The 20,835-nt window shown below is 57.8% G+C and carries 23 protein-coding genes and 1 pseudogene; 11 read left to right on the forward strand and 13 right to left on the reverse strand.

Annotation, left to right across the window (positions count from 1 at the left end):
• Positions 1-566 precede the first annotated feature (566 nt).
• Both AWB68_RS21925 and AWB68_RS21930 read left to right on the forward strand, forming a co-directional pair.
• On the forward strand, positions 567-1,013 hold the full coding sequence (locus tag AWB68_RS21925) for an ester cyclase (RefSeq protein ID WP_087646452.1): 447 nt from the start codon (positions 567-569) through the stop codon (positions 1,011-1,013).
• Positions 1,014-1,256: 243 nt separating this feature from the next.
• Positions 1,257-2,294 carry an isocitrate/isopropylmalate dehydrogenase family protein gene (locus tag AWB68_RS21930; RefSeq protein ID WP_087646453.1) on the forward strand — a complete coding sequence of 346 codons (1,038 nt, stop codon included), beginning with the start codon at positions 1,257-1,259 and terminating at the stop codon, positions 2,292-2,294.
• 332 nt (positions 2,295-2,626) lie between these two features.
• Here the strand turns inward: AWB68_RS21930 and AWB68_RS21935 are convergent, their stop codons facing one another.
• The 5 genes from AWB68_RS21935 to AWB68_RS21955 all read right to left on the reverse strand — a co-directional run bounded on the left by AWB68_RS21935 (position 2,627) and on the right by AWB68_RS21955 (position 4,650).
• Positions 2,627-2,824 carry a DUF2970 domain-containing protein gene (locus tag AWB68_RS21935; protein ID WP_087646454.1) on the reverse strand — a complete coding sequence of 66 codons (198 nt, stop codon included), beginning with the start codon at positions 2,822-2,824 and terminating at the stop codon, positions 2,627-2,629.
• A 14-nt stretch (positions 2,825-2,838) separates the two neighbouring features.
• Positions 2,839-3,174 (reverse strand): hypothetical protein, encoded by a 336-nt coding sequence (locus tag AWB68_RS21940; RefSeq protein ID WP_087646455.1) that lies wholly within the window; start codon positions 3,172-3,174, stop codon positions 2,839-2,841.
• A gap of 218 nt (positions 3,175-3,392) precedes the next feature.
• On the reverse strand, positions 3,393-3,605 hold the full coding sequence (locus tag AWB68_RS21945; protein WP_087646456.1) for a twin transmembrane helix small protein: 213 nt from the start codon (positions 3,603-3,605) through the stop codon (positions 3,393-3,395).
• Positions 3,602-3,952: a hypothetical protein gene (locus tag AWB68_RS21950; protein WP_087646457.1), complete on the reverse strand. Its 351-nt coding sequence runs from the start codon at positions 3,950-3,952 to the stop codon at positions 3,602-3,604. The genes AWB68_RS21945 and AWB68_RS21950 overlap by 4 nt, the downstream gene beginning before the upstream one ends.
• A 353-nt stretch (positions 3,953-4,305) precedes the next feature.
• Positions 4,306-4,650 (reverse strand): zinc ribbon domain-containing protein YjdM, encoded by a 345-nt coding sequence (locus AWB68_RS21955; protein ID WP_087646458.1) that lies wholly within the window; start codon positions 4,648-4,650, stop codon positions 4,306-4,308.
• Positions 4,651-6,592: 1,942 nt separating this feature from the next.
• On the opposite strand from AWB68_RS21955, the gene AWB68_RS21970 reads away from it, so the two are divergent.
• A complete protein-coding gene (locus AWB68_RS21970; RefSeq protein ID WP_087646460.1) occupies positions 6,593-7,042 on the forward strand; it encodes a hypothetical protein in 450 nt (149 codons plus the stop codon).
• Positions 7,043-7,382: 340 nt separating this feature from the next.
• Here AWB68_RS21970 and AWB68_RS51455 read toward each other — a convergent pair.
• From AWB68_RS51455 to AWB68_RS21985, 3 genes and pseudogenes are all read right to left on the reverse strand, one after another.
• Positions 7,383-7,534, reverse strand: a pseudogene (locus tag AWB68_RS51455) (GlxA family transcriptional regulator); the annotation flags it as partial.
• Between the two features lie 724 nt (positions 7,535-8,258).
• A complete protein-coding gene (locus tag AWB68_RS21980) occupies positions 8,259-8,552 on the reverse strand; it encodes a type II toxin-antitoxin system RelE/ParE family toxin (RefSeq protein WP_087646462.1) in 294 nt (97 codons plus the stop codon).
• Positions 8,549-9,016, reverse strand: a complete 468-nt coding sequence (locus AWB68_RS21985) for an antitoxin PaaA2 family protein (protein ID WP_087646463.1) — start codon at positions 9,014-9,016, stop codon at positions 8,549-8,551. The genes AWB68_RS21980 and AWB68_RS21985 overlap by 4 nt, the downstream gene beginning before the upstream one ends.
• A 206-nt stretch (positions 9,017-9,222) precedes the next feature.
• Between AWB68_RS21985 and AWB68_RS21990 the strand changes: the two genes are divergently transcribed.
• The 5 genes from AWB68_RS21990 to AWB68_RS22005 all read left to right on the forward strand — a co-directional run bounded on the left by AWB68_RS21990 (position 9,223) and on the right by AWB68_RS22005 (position 14,524).
• The gene (locus AWB68_RS21990) at positions 9,223-10,086 is read left to right on the forward strand and encodes an SEC-C metal-binding domain-containing protein (protein ID WP_087646464.1); all 864 of its coding nucleotides are present in this window, start codon (positions 9,223-9,225) and stop codon (positions 10,084-10,086) included.
• 10 nt (positions 10,087-10,096) lie between these two features.
• Positions 10,097-10,354 (forward strand): hypothetical protein, encoded by a 258-nt coding sequence (locus AWB68_RS21995; RefSeq protein WP_087646465.1) that lies wholly within the window; start codon positions 10,097-10,099, stop codon positions 10,352-10,354.
• Positions 10,355-10,360: 6 nt separating this feature from the next.
• The gene (locus tag AWB68_RS22000; RefSeq protein WP_087646466.1) at positions 10,361-10,858 is read left to right on the forward strand and encodes a DUF6933 domain-containing protein; all 498 of its coding nucleotides are present in this window, start codon (positions 10,361-10,363) and stop codon (positions 10,856-10,858) included.
• A gap of 491 nt (positions 10,859-11,349) precedes the next feature.
• Positions 11,350-12,093 carry a hypothetical protein gene (locus tag AWB68_RS46720; protein WP_125482999.1) on the forward strand — a complete coding sequence of 248 codons (744 nt, stop codon included), beginning with the start codon at positions 11,350-11,352 and terminating at the stop codon, positions 12,091-12,093.
• A gap of 67 nt (positions 12,094-12,160) precedes the next feature.
• Positions 12,161-14,524, forward strand: coding sequence for a patatin-like phospholipase family protein (locus tag AWB68_RS22005; RefSeq protein WP_087646467.1), 2,364 nt, complete (start codon positions 12,161-12,163; stop codon positions 14,522-14,524).
• 216 nt (positions 14,525-14,740) lie between these two features.
• On the opposite strand, the gene AWB68_RS51460 is transcribed toward AWB68_RS22005, so the two are convergent.
• Complete coding sequence (locus AWB68_RS51460) at positions 14,741-15,007, reverse strand: helix-turn-helix domain-containing protein (RefSeq protein ID WP_374729596.1); 267 nt, start codon at positions 15,005-15,007, stop codon at positions 14,741-14,743.
• A 25-nt stretch (positions 15,008-15,032) separates the two neighbouring features.
• Between AWB68_RS51460 and AWB68_RS22010 the strand changes: the two genes are divergently transcribed.
• On the forward strand, positions 15,033-15,362 hold the full coding sequence (locus tag AWB68_RS22010) for a tyrosine-type recombinase/integrase (protein ID WP_235028446.1): 330 nt from the start codon (positions 15,033-15,035) through the stop codon (positions 15,360-15,362).
• Between the two features lie 216 nt (positions 15,363-15,578).
• Positions 15,579-15,842 carry a hypothetical protein gene (locus AWB68_RS22015; protein WP_143281968.1) on the forward strand — a complete coding sequence of 88 codons (264 nt, stop codon included), beginning with the start codon at positions 15,579-15,581 and terminating at the stop codon, positions 15,840-15,842.
• 499 nt (positions 15,843-16,341) lie between these two features.
• On the opposite strand, the gene AWB68_RS22020 is transcribed toward AWB68_RS22015, so the two are convergent.
• From AWB68_RS22020 to AWB68_RS22035, 4 genes are all read right to left on the reverse strand, one after another.
• Complete coding sequence (locus tag AWB68_RS22020) at positions 16,342-16,755, reverse strand: hypothetical protein (protein WP_087646469.1); 414 nt, start codon at positions 16,753-16,755, stop codon at positions 16,342-16,344.
• Complete coding sequence (locus tag AWB68_RS22025) at positions 16,752-17,336, reverse strand: recombinase family protein (RefSeq protein WP_087646470.1); 585 nt, start codon at positions 17,334-17,336, stop codon at positions 16,752-16,754. The genes AWB68_RS22020 and AWB68_RS22025 overlap by 4 nt, the downstream gene beginning before the upstream one ends.
• 135 nt (positions 17,337-17,471) lie before the next feature.
• Positions 17,472-17,810, reverse strand: a complete 339-nt coding sequence (locus tag AWB68_RS22030; RefSeq protein WP_125483001.1) for a hypothetical protein — start codon at positions 17,808-17,810, stop codon at positions 17,472-17,474.
• An 854-nt stretch (positions 17,811-18,664) separates the two neighbouring features.
• A complete protein-coding gene (locus AWB68_RS22035; protein WP_087646472.1) occupies positions 18,665-18,844 on the reverse strand; it encodes a hypothetical protein in 180 nt (59 codons plus the stop codon).
• Between the two features lie 895 nt (positions 18,845-19,739).
• On the opposite strand from AWB68_RS22035, the gene mnmH reads away from it, so the two are divergent.
• Entirely contained in the window at positions 19,740-20,768 is a 1,029-nt protein-coding gene (mnmH, locus tag AWB68_RS22045; protein WP_087646473.1) for a tRNA 2-selenouridine(34) synthase MnmH, read from the forward strand.
• Positions 20,769-20,835: the final 67 nt, after the last annotated feature.

Genomic DNA, 20,835 nt, shown 5'->3' on the forward strand with positions numbered 1-20,835 from the left:
AGCTCGTACATCGCTGGGCACGTCCCAGCCGGCTCGGCCGGAGCCACCTTACACCGCCAGCGCTCCGCAGTCACCCAAACCACTCGTCGGTCTGAGGCGGAGCCTCGTTAGTTCTTTTCCCTGCCCACCGCGGAGATCGCATCTTCATACGTCGCTCAGTCATGCGGTTGATCAACTGCATACGCAGCACTATCTTCCATATGCGTCGAGAGTAATCCGCTGCGAAGTTCTCGCACCGGATGCCAGACCCGCAATAGGAATAGCATGCCACGGACCAACGAGATTCGGCGGACGTTTGGACAGCATCATGTCTACAGCGCCGGTGGCGGTCGGAGAACGCGTAGCCGTCTGCAACTTGCCCCGGTTCAGCAGGATTTAGGAATCGCGATCGCTTCCGGTGGGAAGGCCGGATTGACATAAGCGCGCTCACTCAATGCGACAAACGATGAGCATCGGAGGTTGCTTTTCAGGAGCGCACCCTTGTGAGGTGTCGTTTGATCAGGGACGTTGGATGTAATATCACTCAAAAGCTTGTTTGCGCCGTCTTCGAGGCAGGAGTCACTAATATGAGCACAAAGGCCGAAGTAACGGATGAGAGCGCGCGAGCCGCTTTGACAGCGTTTTATCGCGCTATGTCACAGAGGGATATGCGTTTGTTTCGTTCAGTCGTAACGCCCGACTGGCAATACATCCCGCCGTCTTCCGGAGCAGCTTCGGGTCCTGACTCAATGATCCCGGTGTTTGCAGATCTGTCGTCTGCGATACCTGACATGGACATCACGATTCTGGATGTGCTGGTTCACGGAAACAAGGTAGCCGTGCGGGCGAGGGTAACCGGGACGCATTCGGGGCCACTGATGGGAATCGCACCCACGTCGAGGCCGATCGATTTCGCGATTCACTCGTTTCACGAATTGCGCAGGGATCGAATTGCTAAAACGTGGCACCTTGAAGACTGGTTGGACGTTTTCCGGCAAGTCGGAGAGTTGCCGTCGAACCTACCGCGAACATAGGTCGACCGACATGTCGCGAGGTTGCCTGTTGCGGGTACGGCTATTGACGATGCGAACGCCGCTCTGCGATCAACGCGCCGAGAAGGAAGAATTGCACGCTAGCATCGACGGCCGCGCCATGCACGCAGCGAAGTCAATATGTTGGTCTGGTCTGCACCGACGACCAACTTTGTCGCACCGACGCTGCCCACGACAACCAGTCAAACACCGTGGTCGGCCCTATATCAACTTGGAAGACATGTTATGGAAAGTCAGATGAGGCATCAAATCCCCGCAACGCTGATCCCCGGCGATGGAATCGGTCCGGAAGTGGTAGCCGCCACGGTTCAGATTCTCGACGCTTTAGGATCTCCCTTCATCTGGGATGTACAGCAGGCCGGAGTCGCTGGGGTCACGCACTGTGGCGACCCGCTACCGGAGGCGACGCTCGCGAGCGTTCGCAAGAACAAGCTTGCGCTCAAGGGTCCGTTGACGACTCCGATCGGCGAGGGCTTTCGTTCTTCGAACGTTCGGCTACGAGAAGAGTTTCAGCTTTTTGGCAACGTCCGACCGGTGCGTACCATCATCCCCGGCCGCTACGATAAGGTTGACCTCGTGTTAGTGCGCGAAAATCTCGGTGGGTTCTATGTTGCCCACGAATACTACGTTCCCGTCGGCGATGATCCGAGAGCCGTCGCGGTCGCGACAGGAGTCAACACGCGCGACGCATGCACTCGAATCGCAAAATTTGCGTTTGAGTACGCCGTGAAGCACGAACGAAAGAAAATCACCGTCGTACATAAGGCGAACATCCTGAAGGTGCTCACCGGATTGTTCCTCGAGGCCGCTCGAGACGTGGCCCGGGAATATGAAGGCCGAGTAGAAATGAATGACGTAATCGTCGACGCCTGTGCCATGCAACTGGTGATGAATCCGTGGCAGTTCGATATGCTTGTCTGCACCAATTTGTTTGGGGATATCCTGTCGGATCAATTGGCGGGACTTGTCGGCGGACTGGGTATGGCGCCGGGTGCGAACCACGGTACTGACACCGCGATTTTTGAAGCCGTGCATGGGTCCGCGCCGGACATCGCTGGCAAGGGTGTTGCCAATCCCATCTCCATACTACTTGCATCAGGGTTGATGCTTGACCACGTCGGCAAAAGCGATCTCGCCGTACGATTGCGCACCGCGATCACAGAGGTACTCAACACTGACCAGATTCGTACACGAGACCTCAAGGGCACTGCATCAACGCGCGAGTTTGCTGACGCAGTGGTTCGCCGGATCGAGAACAGCTAGGCCAGTGCGAGGCGCTGGATCCCCGTGGACAGAGCACATTCTGCTGCCAACGGACGGGGCCGGCGATATCCGGGGAGCCATTTGCCGGGCGGTGGCCACGCCGGGAGGCCGGAGAAATCAAAAAATCAAAATCAGTCGTCAATAGCATGCGGAGCGCAGCACCGACACTTCTCGTAATTGCCGGCATGTGGTCATCCCGGAGGGCGACAGGGCGCGCAGTCAGAAGCGTTGGCGGGGGTTGCTGCCGCCGCTCACTTATCTCGTGTGAATTTTGCACCCCGAGTGCATCGAACCGTTGCCTGCACTGAGCAGAGAGATTGACCTTGTCGAGATCAACCAACCACTAGATTCACAACGAGAAGCAGCAACGCAATGAATGCCCCCAGTGCGGCGATTGCGGCAATAACAACGACCATAGGATTCAGTTGCGTTGCGTCCGCTTCAAGATTTTTTCGTTTGTTGACACCGAGAAATGCCCAGAAGACCGCGCGGAACGCACGCACAACCTGGGCTTTGGCGCTTTCAGCCATCCCTTGACCCTCCTTCAGAAATCACAAACGAGCTCGTGTAATCGTCGGCATTCCTTTTCCTCGGCCTTTTCGGCAGCCGCATCCACAAGCGGGTTTTGCCGTGGATCACCATGCACTCGGCGCACGGTGCTTACAGCAAAATATGCGATGCCCATGTCGCTGAAGGCACTGATCATGTTCTCAACAAGGCAAGGTTGCGCGAGATGTGGCGTCGCTCGCGGCCGCGAGAGGTGCATCAAATTGCAGCCGCCGTTATCCATAGTTGACTTCGCGAACCGTTGGATTAAACCGAACACCTCAATTTTCCTGCTGTCGCCCTGCTGATTTGCGGAAAACAGATCGCGCAACATACCGCTGGGCCGCGCAACCTAACCTTGCGTGCAGAACAGTTCATGGTAATGTCATTACCATGTTCTGTAAATGTGTTTCCTGGAATCATTGTTCCGTAAAGAGCTGTTTCGCCGTCCTGTTGATGCTCGCCATGTATTCCTACCGATATGGAAAACTCCGCGCCGGGCTTGACCGACATCCGTCTCAACCGGCTCAGATGGGACGGTTTTCCATCGGCTCAACGACCAATCGGAATTCCGGTCGGGTCGATGTAACCTAGCCAATGTCCCACCCATAAACTGAGAAACAGAGTGATCGATAGCCCCACCCGCACCGCAAGTGACCAAGCCATCCGTCCGGTGCGTCCACGGTCGTGGTTCATGAAATACAGCGCAGAAATCAGGCTACCGATGATCAGCGCGAATGCGATTGCTACGAGAACATCCTTCATTTTTGCTTTCCCGACAGGTACGGATCTGAATAAACCAGGACAGCCAGTTTGTGGCGCTCCGCTACCACATCACTTGCGCCGGTCGCCGGCCAATCCAACGCAATACCATCCCTCAGCGATTGGCGTGTAAGTGCCTGATAGTCCCAATCATTAATGCGGTCATGCTTCATTGCATTGGCAATCTCGCGGCGAAATTGCGGCGGAAAGTCCGTATACGCGTCCGACAGTGCCGCGTATTGTCGTGCATCGATTTCCTTTGAAGAAGGTATGGAAGTCCAGATGACCACGACAACGATCGCAATCAGTGGCACTGCGGTATAGCGAAGTACGAACTGAGCTGGACTCATGAAGTCTCACTGTTTTCGATCACTAACTAATGCTTGACGCTAGGGATCGCTACTCCGTGCGTTCAAGTCCCGGGTCTCGCAGATTCCCACCACACGGGAAGCGCTCTCAATTTTTAATCGTATTCACCTTGTCGCCGAGGTGTCGCCAAACAGACGGGCGGACTTACCTAAATTTCAGGCGTCGATTCTCCACTCGCCGTCTAAGCGAGCTATGTCGGCTTCGCCTGGAAGGAAGCGCGTCATCTGCTGTCAGAACAAGCGTTGCTGGACCATTCGAACATTCTATGTCCATGATCTCCGTTTATCCGCAACGGCTAGACGCCTGAAAGTGATGCCTATTCATACACACCTGATCAGACCCTCCTCAGATAGCAGGCCTTAAGCAGGAAACTGCCCGCGTCCATCCTGCAGTCCACTTCGTGATCACCTTCCGTTAGACGAATGCTCTTGATGCGGGTACCCACCTTCAGTGTGATTGAGGAACCTTTGACGCGCAGATCCTTTACCAGAATCACCGAATCTCCGTCTGACAGGGCATTCCCATTTGCGTCCCTGATAACGGTCGTCTCCGGCAGGTCGTCCGAGGCCTGCATCGCGTGGGGTGACCATTCGTGACCACAATCGGCACAAACATTTAGCGTGCCGTCAGGGTAGGTGTTCTCCTGGGCACAGTTTGGACACGGCCGTACATCCGACATACATTCTCCCTTTATTCGAAGCGCGCAAGAAACCAATGCGTAAGCCGCTTGCGTGGACCCGCCCGGCCACTCGGAGTAACGTTTCAATATACACATGTTATTATAATAGAATTCGGCTGTAATTACACTTTCTGACGCAAGGGTCAGTTACGTCCTGACCTGGCGTTGCTGAACACAACCGGAACCAGCCCGACGAGGACATCACTATGTTTGATCTGGACGGAGCATTGCTATCACCTTACCGTCGACCGACTTCGCTGAGGGAGCAAGTGGGTATCCGCGGAATTGTCGTCGTTGGCGTGGGCAAAGGCGGAGAACGCGGCTTCCAGATGGCCTATCGGTTCAACTGCATTGGAAAACAGTTGGTGAAGGCGTCAATCCGGTCCTGATCTACCATCCTCACGACACGTGCTGGACCCGTTGTCCGTCGCAAGTAGCCGCTCCCAAAGCAGCCCCGTTTTGCTGCTCGACGGGGATGGACATTCCTTCCGACGGCCGCAGCAGGCGCGCTCGTTGAGCGTCACACACATGGATCGCGACCGGACAACGCATGCGCCGCTTCGCTGCAGACATTCCTGTCCAGCACCCTGGAATCGGTGGTGATCCAGCAATACAGATTGATTGTCACCGTAGTACGAGGTCAGACTCACAGTGCCCGCCTTGAAAAAGCTTTCCCGACGGGCCCCGGTATGCGGGGCGTGCCGTCTCCGCGGATCTGCCGAGCGTAATTGAGGTAGAGAGCTGTATGTTCCGAGCCGGGCCGGATGCGGTTGCGCTCGGTCCTGCAGATCGATATTCGCTGCGGTGATCAGTCGCAGGCCAGGCGAACCGGGATAGGCCTCGCGGTGGTGCGCGGCGACCAGTCGCACATCGGAACGATCGGCCTAGGTGACGCATCGCTTATAAAATACTTCGACACGCTGCGAGGTGACGGATTTTACTCTGGAGGCGCAATGGGCGCTCGCATGCAAGAAATTGCACAGGGGCCGTGATACGGCGTAACGGTGGCGAGGTACTCATGTCGAGTTTCCTGACAGGCGATTGTCGTTGGGTCGCCATCGGGCCGAACTGTCTCAAGTGTCCGGATCATCTGTCATCATCGTTCTCGCGGAAAGTAGCCCAGCTGCCTGGTTGCGCTTGCCGAAAACGTGCTTCCGTTCCACTTCTGGGGATATTAGCCCGACGCGTCGCACTCTAGATGGGCGACGGTCGCATAGATCGTTTGGACGCGGGAGGCGCATCAGCAAAGACCGACAGCGCGGTCCGGCGACGCTGAACCTCTCGAGCTGCTCGCGAAACACCTTATCCGTCGCCCTCCGACAGATAGCAAAACCGTGAAGATGTCGTGAACGACGAAAACAGACCGGATACCCGCAACCTTTCCCCGTCGGCCATATGGACGCTCCCAGTACCTTGCCGAAATTCACCATGACCGGGGTGTGCCCGCCCTTGGATGGGCGGTGACCCGAGAACTCATTAGCGCCGGACTCGTTAGCTATGGCGCAACAGGGCGAACCAGCTTGTCGGTTGCCCTCGCAGGCAGGACGTTCATGAAAAACCGAGCCTCGTCTTTGAGGCCGACACCAGCCCCAATTGCGACGGCAATGACGGAAGTGCACTGCCAGCAGGCCAATGACCTGGCAAGCCTGCTGGGCCTTAGGTGTTGTCGGGGAATCTCCTGAAACGGACAGGCTTCTGAATAAAAGCCCGTGAACCCGCCGGCAAAAGCGGTTTGCTGGTTTCGAGGAGCCGACGAACCTGAGAGAGGCTGCGGTCTGGCGCGATGGACTCAGGAGGGGCAAAGGGCTCGTCACCGGCATCACTTGCTAACGGGCCGGCGAAAGGGCCATGACTCGCATGCCGATGCAAGGGCGCGTGGTCCCAATTGCCGACAACGCCGGTTACGCCTTCAAACAGCGAAGCACAAACAGGCAGAATTTTTATGGCACGCAAGAATTTAGGGAATGCTCTGGCCACTCGGGGCAAAGCACTCTTCCTTCCCATGCCACGGGCCGAAGTAGATGCACTCATGCTCCAACACCGGTTGGCATTCGAGGCTGCGCGCGGCAGATACGGCGACGCTTCCATTACGCGGCGGCTTTATATGGTTATCCTGATGACCCGTTATCTCACGGAGGACGGGCACGGACTACTCGCTCTCGACAGCGTGTGTGAGGCGGAGCAGGAAGTTGCCGCGATTTTTGATCGTGGAGAAGCCGTGAGCGACTGGAGCTACCCGGACAAAGTGATTAAGCTGATTTCTACGGTCATCAACGAGTATGACAGGCAACTCAGGGAAACCCGTCTTGAGGCGATTCTTCTGGCGAACGAGCGCCTGGGCCGCCTGATCGCACGCGGAGCTGCCCTTGCCGCAGCGGAAGACAGGTGTTAGTGGATAGAAGGTATTCCGCGTCGCGGCCTGAAAGAACGTCACGTCGTCAGAACGACTGGAACACACCGTCCCGCCGCGTGGGTCTCGCCATGCGCTTCCCGGCGGCCCCGTCGCGGTGATCCTCCCGCTCTTGCGTCGGCGATCCGCAATCCGCATCCACGACGCGCGAACCACGCATGAAAATCGTCGGCCGCACGCGCACCTGTCCCGGAACACGTGCACACGACAAGTCAGGTATGACGACTGCGACCTTGCGTGTCTCTGCGTTCTTCTCGCGTGAACGTGGACTTTTCGCCCGCCCCACAGCGGGCGTTTTTCTTATGCATGGCAGCCCTGCGCCTAAGCTGCAGAAGTATCGGGCGAGCAGGCCGGATCGTGCGAGCGCATGACCACCCAAATGTTGCCCAGCACGACCCCCAAGCGCGCAATGCGGCGCAATGTTGACAGATGCGCTTGTATCGTTACGCGTTGCACGTCGACCCCGTCACACAAACAAGAAAGCAAGATGTCTGAGGTTGCGAGTGCGTGGCAACGCAATGGTCGAGCTAAAGATCGAGCGCGGTGGCGTCTCGCTTTCCTTTGCTAAATCGCCGCGGGGCGCGAAACGCCACCATCGAGTATCGTTGAATGATGCCAAACCTCCAACGGCATGTCCGTTTCTCCCCCGTTCTTCGTTGTCACCGGGCTCACTCCCTAAACTTGATGCGTATTCGTGTCTCGGGAAAGATCGCACGCCTGGCACGGCTGCTTGGGTGCGTTCGCTCGATGTCGACGCCAGCAGTAAAGCACCCTTCATAAAGGTCTCGCGCAAGCTCTTAAAGCATCGACTGAGCATATTTACATAAAGGAATTTAGCGTCAATAAATAGGATTACTATGCAAAAGAGAGCTGGGCGTCTATTGACAATAACAGCCGTCTAGACTTGACGTAAACCCCAACTCGAGCACGAACGCATCTGTCTACGAGGCTTCCTCGTCGCCGTACATGAGCCTCTGCGAACCGGGAAAATACACATCGCACCGCTTGTTGTGCGCCGCGTCCTCGCGATGCGGACAATTCGCTAGCTCCGCGCCGAGGTCCGTCATGGCGAAGTCAGCGCCGAGGGCGTGTACCAGCCTCGCCAACTGATATCGGCCCCTCCGTTCACAACGCGAACAGGCCACGTCGAGATGGCTTGCTCGTGCTGCCACGTCGCCCAGGTCGATGCTTCCGTTCGTCATCGCCTCGCTCGCCTTCCGTAGTTCTGCTGCGCGCCCACAATCCGCACGATTTCGATAATGCCGGTTCGCTTCAAGATCCGATACACCAGCACGTAATTGGGCGCCAACACCATTTCGCGCGTGCCGCGACGGCGGCCGACGCGGTATAGCTCGGGATGCTCGGGCAGGGCGTCCGTCTGTTGTTCTAGCCGGTCGTCCAGCTCGAGCGCGGCTGTCGGGTTATCCTCGGCGATGTAATCAAAGATGTTGCTGCGGTCCTCGCGCGCCTTCGCGCGCCACTCGACGATCAAGCTTCAGCCTCGCCGCCTGCGAGCCGTTTGCGCAGCGCGGCCTTCTTGTCGGCCATCTCCTTTTGCACCTGTGCATGCGCCACGTTCGGCCGCGGATCGTTCAACGATTCCTCGACCTGCTCGCGGAACCACTTTTCATAGGCGGCCGCGTTCAAGTGCGTCTGCTTCATGGCTTCCGCGCGATCGGGTCGGCTGGCCCGCTCGCGCTCGGCTTCGTCGGGTCGCCACGCTTCGAGTGAGAATCGGCCGTTTTGCAAGCCGAGCTCGCGGATCACCTCGAGCGCCTTGATCGGGTTGCGAAACGCGCGCGGCCGGCGATTGTTTGAGGTCACCAAGACGGCGGTGCCTGCGGTGCGGGTTTCCAGCTCGATAAAGAACTGGCCGCCGTCGGCCCGAAGGATGGCATTGAGCACCCCACCGGCTTGGGCGGCGGCGGTGGCCTGCGACACGTCGAGGGTTTTCATCGCGCACTCAATAAATGAAATTTCCACGATCAACAGTATAACGTGTCTCGAACAACCGTCGTCGGTGGCGCCATTTTGTCATAAGACCCCTACGCACCGGAGGCGCATTGTTTCTCCGCGAACGCCGGCCCGCAAGGGGTTGAAATGCTTCCGGACAGAGCCGTCGAACGGTATCATTCACGGATCATTCGAGATGGACCTAATTGATGGAAGCCCGGTATTTTCAACTACTCGATCAGCTTGCCGATTTTGGTGAGGACCTGTGCCGCTCGCGCATCGCTCCTGACACCTGGCACGAATATTTGCAATCGGGCTTCGACCAGTCTCACGTGCAGGATTTGATACGAATCCTGGACGACGATACGCTGCACGAATCGGAATTTACTGGCACTGCGATGGCCCCGATCCATGCGTGGCGCATTCTCGCCGAGCTGAAAGCTGTTGAGGCGATCCCAACCTTGATCTCCCTGATACATCGGATAGACGAAAATGATTGGATCGGCGAGGAATTCCCCGATGTTTTCAGCAAGATCGGCCCATCGTCGCTCGAAGCAGTCGAGCTGTATGCACGGACTTCCCGAAACGGGGAGTTCGCTAGAATCTGCACGTTTCGCCTGATTGCCAAGATGGGATGTGACCACCCAGAACAAAGAACGAAATGCGTCGAGATTCTGACCGATCTGCTACGCGCCCATGGGACAAACGATCGGGATATCAATGGCTTCCTCGTTTCGGCATTATCCGATCTGGGGGCTCTCGAATCTTTTGAGGTGGTCCGCGAAGCCTACGAAAAGAATCATGTGGCGTTGAGTATTCTGGGCGACCTACGGGACGCCGAATACTATTTCAGGATCGGCGCTAAAGACTACGAAGACATTGATACCTTTAGAGAGGCAAGACTCAATCGCCTCCGCGCGTTGTCAGAATCTCAGCCATTCGAGCCGACCCGGATCATCGAGAAATCCCGGCCCATCGTTGCCGCGCCCAGGATCGGGAGAAACGATCTCTGCCCATGTGGAAGCGGGAAAAAGTACAAGAAGTGCCACGGGGTTGCAGGGACGTTGCACTAAGGAGACTCACATGACCCTACTGAAAAGCCGCATGGCAGCAACAGACTCAAAGCTCAAAGAAATCAAGGACGCCAAACAGGCATCAGACAAAGCGCGACGTCAGCAGTACAGGCAGACGAGGGCTGATCAGGAACGCCAGGTGGTGCTGGTCGGCGAAGCTGTGATGCGCCGTCTTGATCGTGGCGAATGGGACGAAGCCGATTTCCGGCAGATGATGGATGAGGCTTTATCCCGGCCCGCTGATCGTGCTCTTTTCGATCTCGACTGAGCAGCCATGCTTTACCTGCACTGTACGAAGAAGCTTCTTGACCGGCTGAAACCCGAAGTAATCGCCGGCGGCACCAGTACAACGGGGCTCGGTAACTGGTATGCCACGGCTTTGCTGTGGAAGCCGCAAATTGCGCTCTTCGTCAATGAACGGACGTTGCTACCGGTCCTGATCCCTTTGGCTCCAGCAGCTGGCCTGGCCACCAGATTTCCTCGCCTCCTGGCTCACGTACTCGCGGCCCACGGCATTCAGCCGCCGTTCATCGAGCAAGAGCTATTGCACATGCAGGACGTGCGATATACCAAAACGACAAACCGTAGCGTCGTCGGCATCATGACGCAGTTTTCCCAATTCGCGGAAGGCTATCGTGGCAGCGGTGAGATGAACGACCTTGTAGCGTTGTCAATCAGGTTGGCACGTATTCCTTGCAGCCCGCTGTACAAGGGGCCGGTGTTTCCGGACAAGGCACTGCACGAATTGATCGGCAGCGAATCATTGCAATAGCCGCCCCGGCAAATTGGAGTGCCCTCAAGATCGGATTATTCGTACGCTAAGCGCCCGGACCAAACGTTTCGAATGTCTCTGCGCGACCCCTTGCCGTCATTCGGATCGCGGCGACGGCAATGACCGTTCTCATAGTGGAACGGCCATTCGCTCGCGTCGGACTTTGAATTCCCTCGCGCTCCTGCGTATTCACCGCGTCATCGAAGGCGTTGCAGAAGATTCACTTGCGAATGGCTGCATCGTCGATGGGACGCCGAACCGACTAACCGCTGTCGAATTAGTGAGCCCAGACTGGCGCAAATCCAGGTAGTGGACAGCTATGCACCCTAAAAAACGGCGGCGCACGCTGGCAAATCTGAAATGAGCGTCTATCCTTAGGCCATGCTGCGCCGTCTTCGTGGAAATGCCGCCTCATGTGACCGCTTACCTCCTCGCTTACGGTTCACTGTCGATTGCCGAAGTGCCTAAGTGACAAGGAATCGGAGAAAAATATGAAGAGGCAGGATATAAGTTTTGTAGAAAAGATAGGTCCGCATTGCCAAGTTAAGGCGGAGCAGCCTCCGCTCTTCTTGGAAGAGCAAATCGCCCCATTACTACATAAGACTACCCGGTCATGCAGAGCCAGTAAAAGAAGAACAATCATCGAACATGAGACCGATTTTTGGAAAGCAGCACAGTTGCTTCCATTTTCTGCCGCAAATATAATGGGATTCAATCTGTCAGATTGGTTCCCTCGAGCACCCGGCGTCTGCTGGTCACGTTATGGCGTCAAAGCTAGAAGAAGCCTTGACGGCTGTCACGAAGAAAACGACCCGTTACTCGGCACAATCTATTCGCCGCAAGGCAAACTCTCTTTTATTGAGCATGGCGGAGTTGGGACTATCCGTCTTCGTCCGCGACTTATCGATGAAATTCCATGCCACCTTGCATCCGCCGTTGCAGGAGAGCAGTGCGCGGGCGGGATTCTGTTGGCTATTCCGTTGGATATATTGGCAAACATAGCCGAAAGCGTTGGGTGCAAAGCCAATATATATGCTGAGGTCCGCTTTTTGGACGAGTTAGAGTTAGAAGAACCCGCTGCAGCGGTGCACCTCGCATCACCACTTAGGCTTGACCGTAGAAGAGTCGCTCGTCGACCGCCGAAGATCTCGTGCCATGGGCGGACGAAATGGGTCGCGTTGAGAAGCGACCCGAGAACGACATCACCTTCTTGCTTGCAACAGCCGATCGGCTAAACGCGTTTGCTTTGGCCACGCGAATTCACCTAGGCGTTGATTTGATGCACTTGACAGGAATCGAGACATGTCGCAGAACTCGCCGTCAGCGTCGAACGAAAAGTTTATTCCCCGCGTATCGCCCGCCGACCTGTCCGCAGCGATCAAAAGCCAAGAGATCGATCCGTCGTCGCAGAACGTGATTGCGCAGGAGCTTCCGTATCTAAGCAAGTGGCGCAAGCAGAACAATCGCCCGACCGATCCAGCCTCCATTGCCGAGGGACTGAGCGGCCTCGCGATTTCGGGTGGCGGTATACGCTCCGCGACGTTCGCTCTCGGTGTCGTACAGGCGCTCGCTCATCAAGAAAAGATGCGGTACTTCGACTATCTCTCCACCGTATCGGGAGGAGGCTATCTGGGCTGTTCGCTCACGTGGCTGACCTCGCCGTTGTATGCACAGCCCGGGACGCAGAAATCTAATTTCTCCATGGCGAAAGAGCGGTTTCCGTACGGCACGGATTCTCCCAGCGAGGCGAAGGTCACGCAGCGTGAAGCGGATCCGGATCAGGATCAGCAACTAATCTACTTGCGCCAACATGGCAAGTATTTGGCGCCGGGCGAAGGTATCGATCTCGTTTCCGGCGTCGCCGTGCTGCTGCGCGGCATGGCGCTAAATGCACTCGTGTGGTTGCCGCTCGCGGCCTCACTGTGCTTCGTACTGTTTTTTATCGCGCGTGGTTCGCTCTGGCCATCATGGATGGTGGATCTGTTGTCCTTCATGTTCCCGCCGAACTTCGAGCCTGACGGTTTCACTGTTGTTGCCGCTATCGGCGGCGTTGCGCTGGTATTTTTCGCGGCCTACGCCCTTGCATACTCCGCCGCCACCTGCATTACGGGTAAAAAATTTGCCCGGCGCTACCAGTGGCGGCGCGACTTCGAATCGATTATTCGCTACCCACTCTGGGTATTCGTCGCGTGCATTCCGATCGCGCTGCTTCCGAAGGTCTTCGCGTTCTTCGATGGCTCGACCGCAACAGGCGTCATCTCAACGTTCATCGGCGCGATCACCGCGGTCTGGACGCATCTGACTGCGCGCAACTCAAGAACAAGTCAGGGACCGTTTCTCAGCATCTTCGCCACAGTCGGCGCGTTTCTCGTGCTTTACGGCCTCGCTCTGACGGCCTATGCATGGGCGTACACCGCGTTCGATGAATTCGGCTGGTGCATGCGCCGAACCGCGAATCCGTACACGCAATGCTTGAGCGAGAGCCGCTGGACCGTCGCTTTGCTCCTCTTCGCGATCATCGCGCTTCTGTCGGGCTGGTTCGCGAACATCAACCTGATCAGTATGCATCGCTTCTATCGGGACAGACTGATGGAAGCGTATATGCCGGAACCTTCCGTGCCACCCAACAAGATGGCCGCATTGCGTTCGGGGCGCGCGCCCGCCGCCGACAAAGCGAGGCTTTCTGAATTCTGTAAGGCGGACGCTGAGCCCTATTGCCCGTACCCGCTCATCAACACGAACGTGATTCTGACGGGTTCGGAGGAGAGAACCTGGCGGCTGCGAGGCGGTGACAGTTTCCTTCTGTCGCCGCGCATGTGCGGCAGTAATGCGACGGGATGGTGCGACACGACGCAGTTTCTTGGCAACGACATGACGCTCGCCACAGCGATGGCCATCTCCGGCGCAGCGGCCAATCCGGATGCCGGCGGCGAACTGTTGCGCAATCGCTTCGTTGCCTTGCTCATGGCATTCGCCAACGTGCGGCTGGGCTACTGGGTTGCTAATCCCGGTCAGTTCAGAGGTAGCGCCAGACACCGGAACCACTTCACCGTGGGATGGCGGGAAGTGTCGTCCCATTTCAACGAAAGCGCGAAGCTGGTTGAGCTGACCGATGGCGGGCACTTCGACAATCTCGGGCTTTATGAACTGATCCGCAGGCGGGCGCGGTTCATCATGCTCTGCGACGGCACGGCCGACCCGGACTTTTCCTTTCGCGATTTTATCCAGACGCTGTCCCGCATCAAGGCGGATTTCGGTGCGAGCGTCGACTTCATGTCGGGCTCAGGCCTCGCAACCTTCATTCCGAAGGATCCGGGCGGATACCCGCAGACTGCGCTGTTCGCCGAAAACGGATTTGCCGCCGCGAAGATTGTCTACGCGGACGAAACGGAGGGCGATCTGTTGTACATTACGTCGACCCTGATTGCCAAGGTGGGGCTCGACGTGCGAGGCTACAAGGCCGCCTACAGCGACTTTCCGGACCAGACGACCGCCGATCAATTCTTCGACGAAGCCCAGTTCGAGGCGTATCGCGCGCTTGGCTATACCATCGCAGAGAGCATGCTTAGGGACCGGAGTTGTCGCGAACTCATCGATAAGTGGCTGGGCGATGTGACACCCGAAACGGATTCGCATGGCGGCTCACCGCTCCCGGCTGACAGATAGGGTCTGGCGCTCCGCGGCAGCCAATTAGCAGAGACCAGTCGCGGCTTCTTTCTCACGCGGCCGGTGGCCGAACTTCTGTCGACGGTGACCAAGCAGCAACTCGACTGCCGGAATCGAACCTCGTAACGAGCGTTTTCCAAGCAGCTCTACGCACATTTGAAAGCGCTGCGACCTGTCGGTACGAAAGTCCTTCCTTGCGCATCTGAAGCACCAAGCTCACTTGAATTCGACGCTGTATCGAACGCAGCTTGTTCTTGTGCGAAGGCCTTCCTCGCCGTGCGCATGATACGCCGGGATCCACTTTCGAAGTGACGACACATCCACTTGGTGACAGGCCGCGACTCTTTTCAGATGAACATGGCCAGAGCAGTAGTCCTTCGTCGCCGACAGTTTTTTCGATTCGATGTATTCACCAAAGATTCCCCCGAAAAGCGTCCAATTTTTTGGGGGCAGTTCATCGTTAGGCGGACACGATACTCCCAAGCGCTGAACCGAAACTCAAATTGAGTTGCCGAGCCGCTTACAAAGTCGGCCCTGCAAAATTCACCTGCCCCCCGGAACGCGCGGGTACGCGGCAAAGGCCCGGATCAAGGTTCACGGTTTCCGCGTCCATAGCCTGCGGGCGACCGCCGCCACCAATGCGCTCGAGCACGACGCCGATCTTGCCAAGGTCCAGGAATGGCTCGGCCACGCGAACATCGCGACCACCCGCATCTATGACCGGCGCAAGAGCCGGCCGCAGGATTCACCGACCTTCAAGGTGGCGTACCGATACGTCGAAGGGGAGCCGCGCGCGCGGCGGCTGGCGGTGTTTTCCGCGCGAGAAATTTGGCGGTAGGTCCGCCCGCGCGTGTGCTGTCTCTATTAGAAACGCCGCTGCGTTAAAATGTAGTTCCAGCCGCGGCCGTTCGCGGGCCGCACACTTCAGCTTCTTCGCCAGCTTTCCATGCCTCGCAGCGCCATCCGAAAAACTGGCCGATCGACCGGCGCCCGCCGCCCGATGACTCGCTCGATGCTGCTGCCATTGTCCGCTGCGTCAACGCAGAGAATGTCGTTGCAGATCCATCTCGCGCTGGCGGCTTGCCGCAGGATGGGCTGCGGAAACTCGCACCAGTTCAATGAATTGCTGCGGGTCCTCTACATCACGCACCACTTGCAAGAAATGGGGTTTGGCTCCCTGCCCTTGCAGGTTTATGCGCCGGCCGAGCTGGCACTGAACATCGCGTTGGCAGGCGCGAAGCGAGAGCAGCTGTGGCTCGTCGACGCGGCGACCGCCTCCCTGCTCGAGCAGATACTTACAAAATACAAAACCGATTAAAAAGGACAAGTCAGACCCATGGTCGCAAGTTGCACTTCGCACGTCTGCCTATCGGCTAAACGGGTGCCTTAGCCGCTTTGCTGCAGGTCCGTGGAGCGCAAAGCGGCACGGGCACCCGAAGTGTCGGGTTGGCGAGACGGGTGATAAGGTTACTGACGCCTACGAATGGCTTTCGCGGACTTCGCTACGCGAGATTCAATATCAGGTGGACGTGAGGCCGCGGCCACGGGAGCAACTGGAAGGCTTCGGCGCGCGCGCCGCTCAAGCTCTCGCGAAGCCTAGCCTTGGGGTGTCTGAGTGCGGATCCGAAGCGTTGAGTCTGCCGGATTATGCCCACGATTTCGATCCGTGAATCGAAGAATACTCTCCGGCGCCGTCGGCTGAATCCGCGGCGTCCATCTGCGACCGTAGTAGCCCGATTGCCGCCTGTCGTCGATCGGCGCCGCGTCCCGCTGTGGGTCCGTCGAGTAACACGCGTGGCTCGCGCACAACCGCACAACTAGGCGTCTGTGTAGTTGTCCCGGCGCGCAAGGCTGCCGGACGATATGGCAGTTCGCTCGCGCCAGATCGCTTTTCCTTCTTCGCATCCGGCAAGGTATGCGTCGCACTGCGCGGTACCAAGGGTATATGGCACAACCATTTGGCGTCCGTCGATACGCATGGTCAGACCGGCGCGCACGCCCTCCTTGTACTCGGCGCTGCGCGGATCGCGACCTGGCATGAATGCCGCAGCCATGAGGGTTTCAACGGTGGGCGCCGCGCGATGGAGGGTCGCTCCTCCGACCCATTCGAGGGTCGCCGTCGCGCCACAGGCCGAACAAGCAGTGTGCTCGCCTTCGTGCGAGTCGTCGTCGAGATGTACTTGGCCGTGATGGCTGCAGGCGGCGCAGCGATATGTGTAGCGGACTGTCATCGCGTGGCTCCCTTCGCTGTGCCGTTTAAGAGCCGATACAACGTAACTCGGCTGATCCCCAGTGATCGCGCTACCGCGGCCTTTCCCTCTCCGGCGGTGCATCGTGCTCGCAGTGTGGCAATCTGCTCGGCGTCGAGCTTCGGCTTTCGGCCCTTGTAGACGTTCCCTTTTGCCTTCGCGAGCGCGATGCCCTCTCTCTGCCGCTCGCGGATCATGGCGCGTTCGAACTGCGCGAAGCCGGCAAGCATTGTCATCATGAGATCGGCCATCGGGTCAGCGACGTCGGCGCGAAACGTCAAACGCTCTTTCACGAATTCGACGGTCACGCCTTTGGCGTTCAGTGACTCGACCATCTCGAGGAGGTTCACCGTGTTGCGCGCGGCCCTGTCGATGCTGTGCACGATCAGCGTATCGCCACTCCGGACATACTCGAGGGCCTTCTTGAGCTCCGGCCGGTCCATGTTTTTTCCGGATGCCTTGTCTTCGAATTCCTTGTCGAGCTGTACACCGTCGAGTTGCCGCTCTGTCGATTGATCCGTCGTACTCACTCGCTTGTACCCGACTCGATGGCCTTTGCTCATTTTCGCCTCACGTGTAAGCTTAGACTCTAAGGTGCTTTTAAGAACGTGTAAATAAAATTACCTATATACCCTATAGTTACGCTACCCGCGAAGGCCGCCGATCGGGTAGGTGATCCGAATGGGTGTACCTCAGCTTTACGCTTCTGTGGTGCGCTGTGTTCGGATCGGCGCCAGAATCCTGCCCCGCTCGCGCGCCGTCACCGCATCATGCGTGCTGTGTGCGTTCTCGAGGGGGCGCCGCCGCACCGCCCGCTTGGCTTCCGCGAGTTGCGCCAGAAATGCGGCGCGCTCCTCAGCGTTTAGCATGGAGTAAAGCGTGCGTGCTTCGGCGATGAATGCTGATTCGTTTTGCTGGTTCGTATCTTCATTGTTGGCCATGATTTTTGGTTTGTGTTTGCCGGAGATGATCCGGGCGTCGGTCCTGCATTCGTTATCAGCCGCCGTGTTGAGGCAACGTCGCGCGGCTCGATTCATCGATCATGCGCCAGAACTAGCGTCTTTTCGCAGCGCGCTTAAATTTAGGGATGACACCACATACTTGAATATCGGCATCGCTGCTACTACAAAGGTAAAGTCTCCTTCGCGTTCTCCTCGACGTGATGGATTGCCCGCCCTGTGCGGGCTTCTTTTTGGCTGATCTCCGCGTTTTACCCAAACGACGGATTGCGTCCTCAAGGGAACGCATGTAGATCGTTGGCCTTGGGCCCGCTGCGGCGGGCTTTTTTGTCCGTGGGTGTCCGAGCTGGGCGTTGCGCCTGCCCGTGCGTAGCGTATAGCTACGGGACCGTCGCCGAGCGTGGGGCGGGACGGCGAGGTAGCCACTAGAGTGACCTGTGCGACCGACCTGGGCGTCCAGTGTCCGAGCCCAAGAAGGCCCCGCCGCGGACGCAATGCGGGGCGAGTCAAATGCGCTGCGCATCAAATCGACACTGAGAACTTTTGTACCCGAGCACCCTTTATCGAGGGTGAGAAGTTTTGTGCCGGGAGAGGGCTTCACCCCTGTCGCCACACGGAAAATCAGGTCGCGGGGGCGCCTCGACGGCAACCACCGGAATCGACGAGATCTCTGCGGACGTTGTGGCGAGGCGTTCAATCTGGACGAGCAGACGCCTTACGAATAAGAAAAGTCCGCTGGATGGCGGGTCATTGCGGTCTGAGTGCATGTGTCCACGCGGACACATAGCTGCAGAGCTGTTGTCGCCGGCGTCAGTTTGACGCGTGTGCCGAAATTAGGGTCCGCTGTAGCGCGGCTGTTTTCGCTGTGCGCGGTGCCGCGCTTACTCTGCCTTCCGATAGATAGGTGAGCGTCGGTTACGGAAAGGCTCACCTTAGTTGAAAAAAACGAGCTGATCTTCCGCCGCGCCGGAGTAGACGAAACACGACGCCGCCCCGGCGCGCACATTCAGAAGCACGCGTTCATTGCCGCTGACTTCGAGGCCGTCCATTCGACGGCCGACTACGGTGATCGGCGAATAGGCTGCCGCTGCGACCTCGCGCCTGATCGCCAAGAGGCGCCGTATGGCTCCTTGCGCGTGGTGAAATACTGGTCCATAAACAAGCCCTACCGATTTCTACCGCATATTTGTAATCGCCTAACGATTTTGTGGTTTAGTGAACGCTGAAAATAAATTGGCTTCGCTGACGCTTCGCGGCACGAATAATGCTCAGACGATTGGTTCCATTGCCCACAGGCCGGCACGCCAAATCCGCTCACCGAACCACTTTCGTCTTGGAACGAACGATCCTCGCTCCGTCTGGCCCGGCGCACACGCAACCGGTTGGCGACTTTCGACAGAGATAACCGGCGCTATGACCGCATGATTGTGTCCGGGTCGATCTTCATCGCACTGGCGCCGGCGTGGATGATTATCGTTGGCTGGGTTTCGCAATCTGAGCGGTTTCCTATCAACGGCTTGGCGTTTCGCCTAAATAAGTGCTTCTGACTGGACTTCACCGCTCAGGATTTGCTCGCCGCCCTGGCGCCCCCGAGGGGCGCGGGACCCGGGGCGCGCTCCCTCACATCTGGCCCGCGGGGCCCGCCCCGGCGTCTACCTTGCCACCTCCCAAGCCGCGATCGACGCCTTCCTGGAGTCTACGAGAACGCCACCGACGGCGCGCTGCTCTACGCCGAGCGCGCGGGCAACGAATGATGGGCCAGCAGGATGTGCACGTTGCACCGTTGCCGGGTCCGAGACGGCCGCATTGTTGGTCGCTATATCCGGGCATTGGCGACTACGAGTTGGTGCGGCGTAGCGTGGCGAGCGCAAAGTAAATCACGGCCGCCGGCGAACGGGCACCCGATCTAAATTGAGAAATCGAGAAGGTAAAGATTGTTCAGATAACGTGCGGTCAGTCGCAGGACGCGGACAATAGATTGAACGCAAAATTACAGGGTAGGTGGGCATGTACCGATTCGAAGATTACGACCTTATCATCGACGCGCGCAGCGAACGCGAGTACGCCGTGGATCACATTCCTGGGGCGGTAAATCTCCCCGTGGTCAGCAATGACGAATACGCTGAGGTCGGTACCCTACATCGGACCGACAAAATGCGGGCGTATCTGATCGGCGTGTCCTATTCGCTGAGAAACATTTCGCGTCACCTTGACACCGTAATTGCGGCCCATCCGCGTCATGGAAGGGTGCTTGTATATTGCTTTCGTGGCGGAAAGCGCAGTCGCCTTTGGTTCGATGCTCTCGATACGATCGGTTATAAGGTCGACCGTCTGCCTGACGGCTGGAAGGGCTATCGACGTTGGGTCAACGAGCAACTGGCAACGCAGCCGCGCGAGTTCTCGTATGTGGTTCTGTCAGGCTCGACAGGTAGTGGAAAGACTCGATTGCTCGATCAACTCGAAGCTGTCGGCGCGCAGGTGTTGAACCTGGAGGCGCTCGCATCTCACCGGGGCTCGGTCATTGGTGCGATACCCGGTACGCCGCAGCCCACGCAGAAATACTTTGATAGCCTCCTGCAACAGAAGCTTTGTACCTTCTCGCCCGGCCGCCCGGTGTGGGTGGAAGCGGAGAGCAAGAAGATTGGCAATGTACAGTTACCGCCAGCGCTGCTCGAAACGATGCATATGAAGGGCAAGCTTGTCTGCGTGAACACACCGATGGCCGAGCGAGTCATGTTGTGGCGAGAGGACTATCACCATTTTGAGCAAGATCCGGACGCGTTCGTATCGATGCTCGCCCCTCTACGGAGCCATGTCGGAGGCAAAGAGTTTGAGGTGTGGCAGGAGATGGCCAGATCCCGGCAAATACCCGAGTTGTTCGAGCGGGTCATGGTCGCGCACTACGACCCCGCCTATGCGCGTTCGACAAAGCGCAGCTATCCCGCACTTGCAGAGGCACCAGTGATTGACTTGCAGGAACTGTCGCCCGACAGTCTTCGCGACGTGGCGCATGCGCTCATTGCACGCTTCGGCTAAACGGCCTTATCCCAAATTTGCGAAAGCTCCATCGCCAATCATCCGCGAACGGAGTGGGATAGGGCAT

The organism is Caballeronia choica, from assembly GCF_001544535.1.
GTDB classification, from domain to species: Bacteria; Pseudomonadota; Gammaproteobacteria; order Burkholderiales; family Burkholderiaceae; genus Caballeronia; species Caballeronia choica.

What these genes read in the sequence shown, in the direction of transcription:
- AWB68_RS21925 (WP_087646452.1), top strand. Translation starts at nt 567, where the DNA reads ATGAGCACAAAGGCCGAAGTAACGGATGAGAGCGCGCGAGCCGCTTTG.
- AWB68_RS21930 (WP_087646453.1), top strand. Translation starts at nt 1,257, where the DNA reads ATGGAAAGTCAGATGAGGCATCAAATCCCCGCAACGCTGATCCCCGGC.
- AWB68_RS21935 (WP_087646454.1), bottom strand. Translation starts at nt 2,824, where the DNA reads ATGGCTGAAAGCGCCAAAGCCCAGGTTGTGCGTGCGTTCCGCGCGGTC.
- AWB68_RS21940 (WP_087646455.1), bottom strand. Translation starts at nt 3,174, where the DNA reads ATGTTGCGCGATCTGTTTTCCGCAAATCAGCAGGGCGACAGCAGGAAA.
- AWB68_RS21945 (WP_087646456.1), bottom strand. Translation starts at nt 3,605, where the DNA reads ATGAAGGATGTTCTCGTAGCAATCGCATTCGCGCTGATCATCGGTAGC.
- AWB68_RS21950 (WP_087646457.1), bottom strand. Translation starts at nt 3,952, where the DNA reads ATGAGTCCAGCTCAGTTCGTACTTCGCTATACCGCAGTGCCACTGATT.
- AWB68_RS21955 (WP_087646458.1), bottom strand. Translation starts at nt 4,650, where the DNA reads ATGTCGGATGTACGGCCGTGTCCAAACTGTGCCCAGGAGAACACCTAC.
- AWB68_RS21970 (WP_087646460.1), top strand. Translation starts at nt 6,593, where the DNA reads ATGGCACGCAAGAATTTAGGGAATGCTCTGGCCACTCGGGGCAAAGCA.
- AWB68_RS21985 (WP_087646463.1), bottom strand. Translation starts at nt 9,016, where the DNA reads ATGAAAACCCTCGACGTGTCGCAGGCCACCGCCGCCGCCCAAGCCGGT.
- AWB68_RS21990 (WP_087646464.1), top strand. Translation starts at nt 9,223, where the DNA reads ATGGAAGCCCGGTATTTTCAACTACTCGATCAGCTTGCCGATTTTGGT.
- AWB68_RS21995 (WP_087646465.1), top strand. Translation starts at nt 10,097, where the DNA reads ATGACCCTACTGAAAAGCCGCATGGCAGCAACAGACTCAAAGCTCAAA.
- AWB68_RS22000 (WP_087646466.1), top strand. Translation starts at nt 10,361, where the DNA reads ATGCTTTACCTGCACTGTACGAAGAAGCTTCTTGACCGGCTGAAACCC.
- AWB68_RS46720 (WP_125482999.1), top strand. Translation starts at nt 11,350, where the DNA reads ATGAAGAGGCAGGATATAAGTTTTGTAGAAAAGATAGGTCCGCATTGC.
- AWB68_RS22005 (WP_087646467.1), top strand. Translation starts at nt 12,161, where the DNA reads ATGTCGCAGAACTCGCCGTCAGCGTCGAACGAAAAGTTTATTCCCCGC.
- AWB68_RS22020 (WP_087646469.1), bottom strand. Translation starts at nt 16,755, where the DNA reads ATGACAGTCCGCTACACATATCGCTGCGCCGCCTGCAGCCATCACGGC.
- AWB68_RS22025 (WP_087646470.1), bottom strand. Translation starts at nt 17,336, where the DNA reads ATGAGCAAAGGCCATCGAGTCGGGTACAAGCGAGTGAGTACGACGGAT.
- AWB68_RS22030 (WP_125483001.1), bottom strand. Translation starts at nt 17,810, where the DNA reads ATGAATCGAGCCGCGCGACGTTGCCTCAACACGGCGGCTGATAACGAA.
- mnmH (WP_087646473.1), top strand. Translation starts at nt 19,740, where the DNA reads ATGTACCGATTCGAAGATTACGACCTTATCATCGACGCGCGCAGCGAA.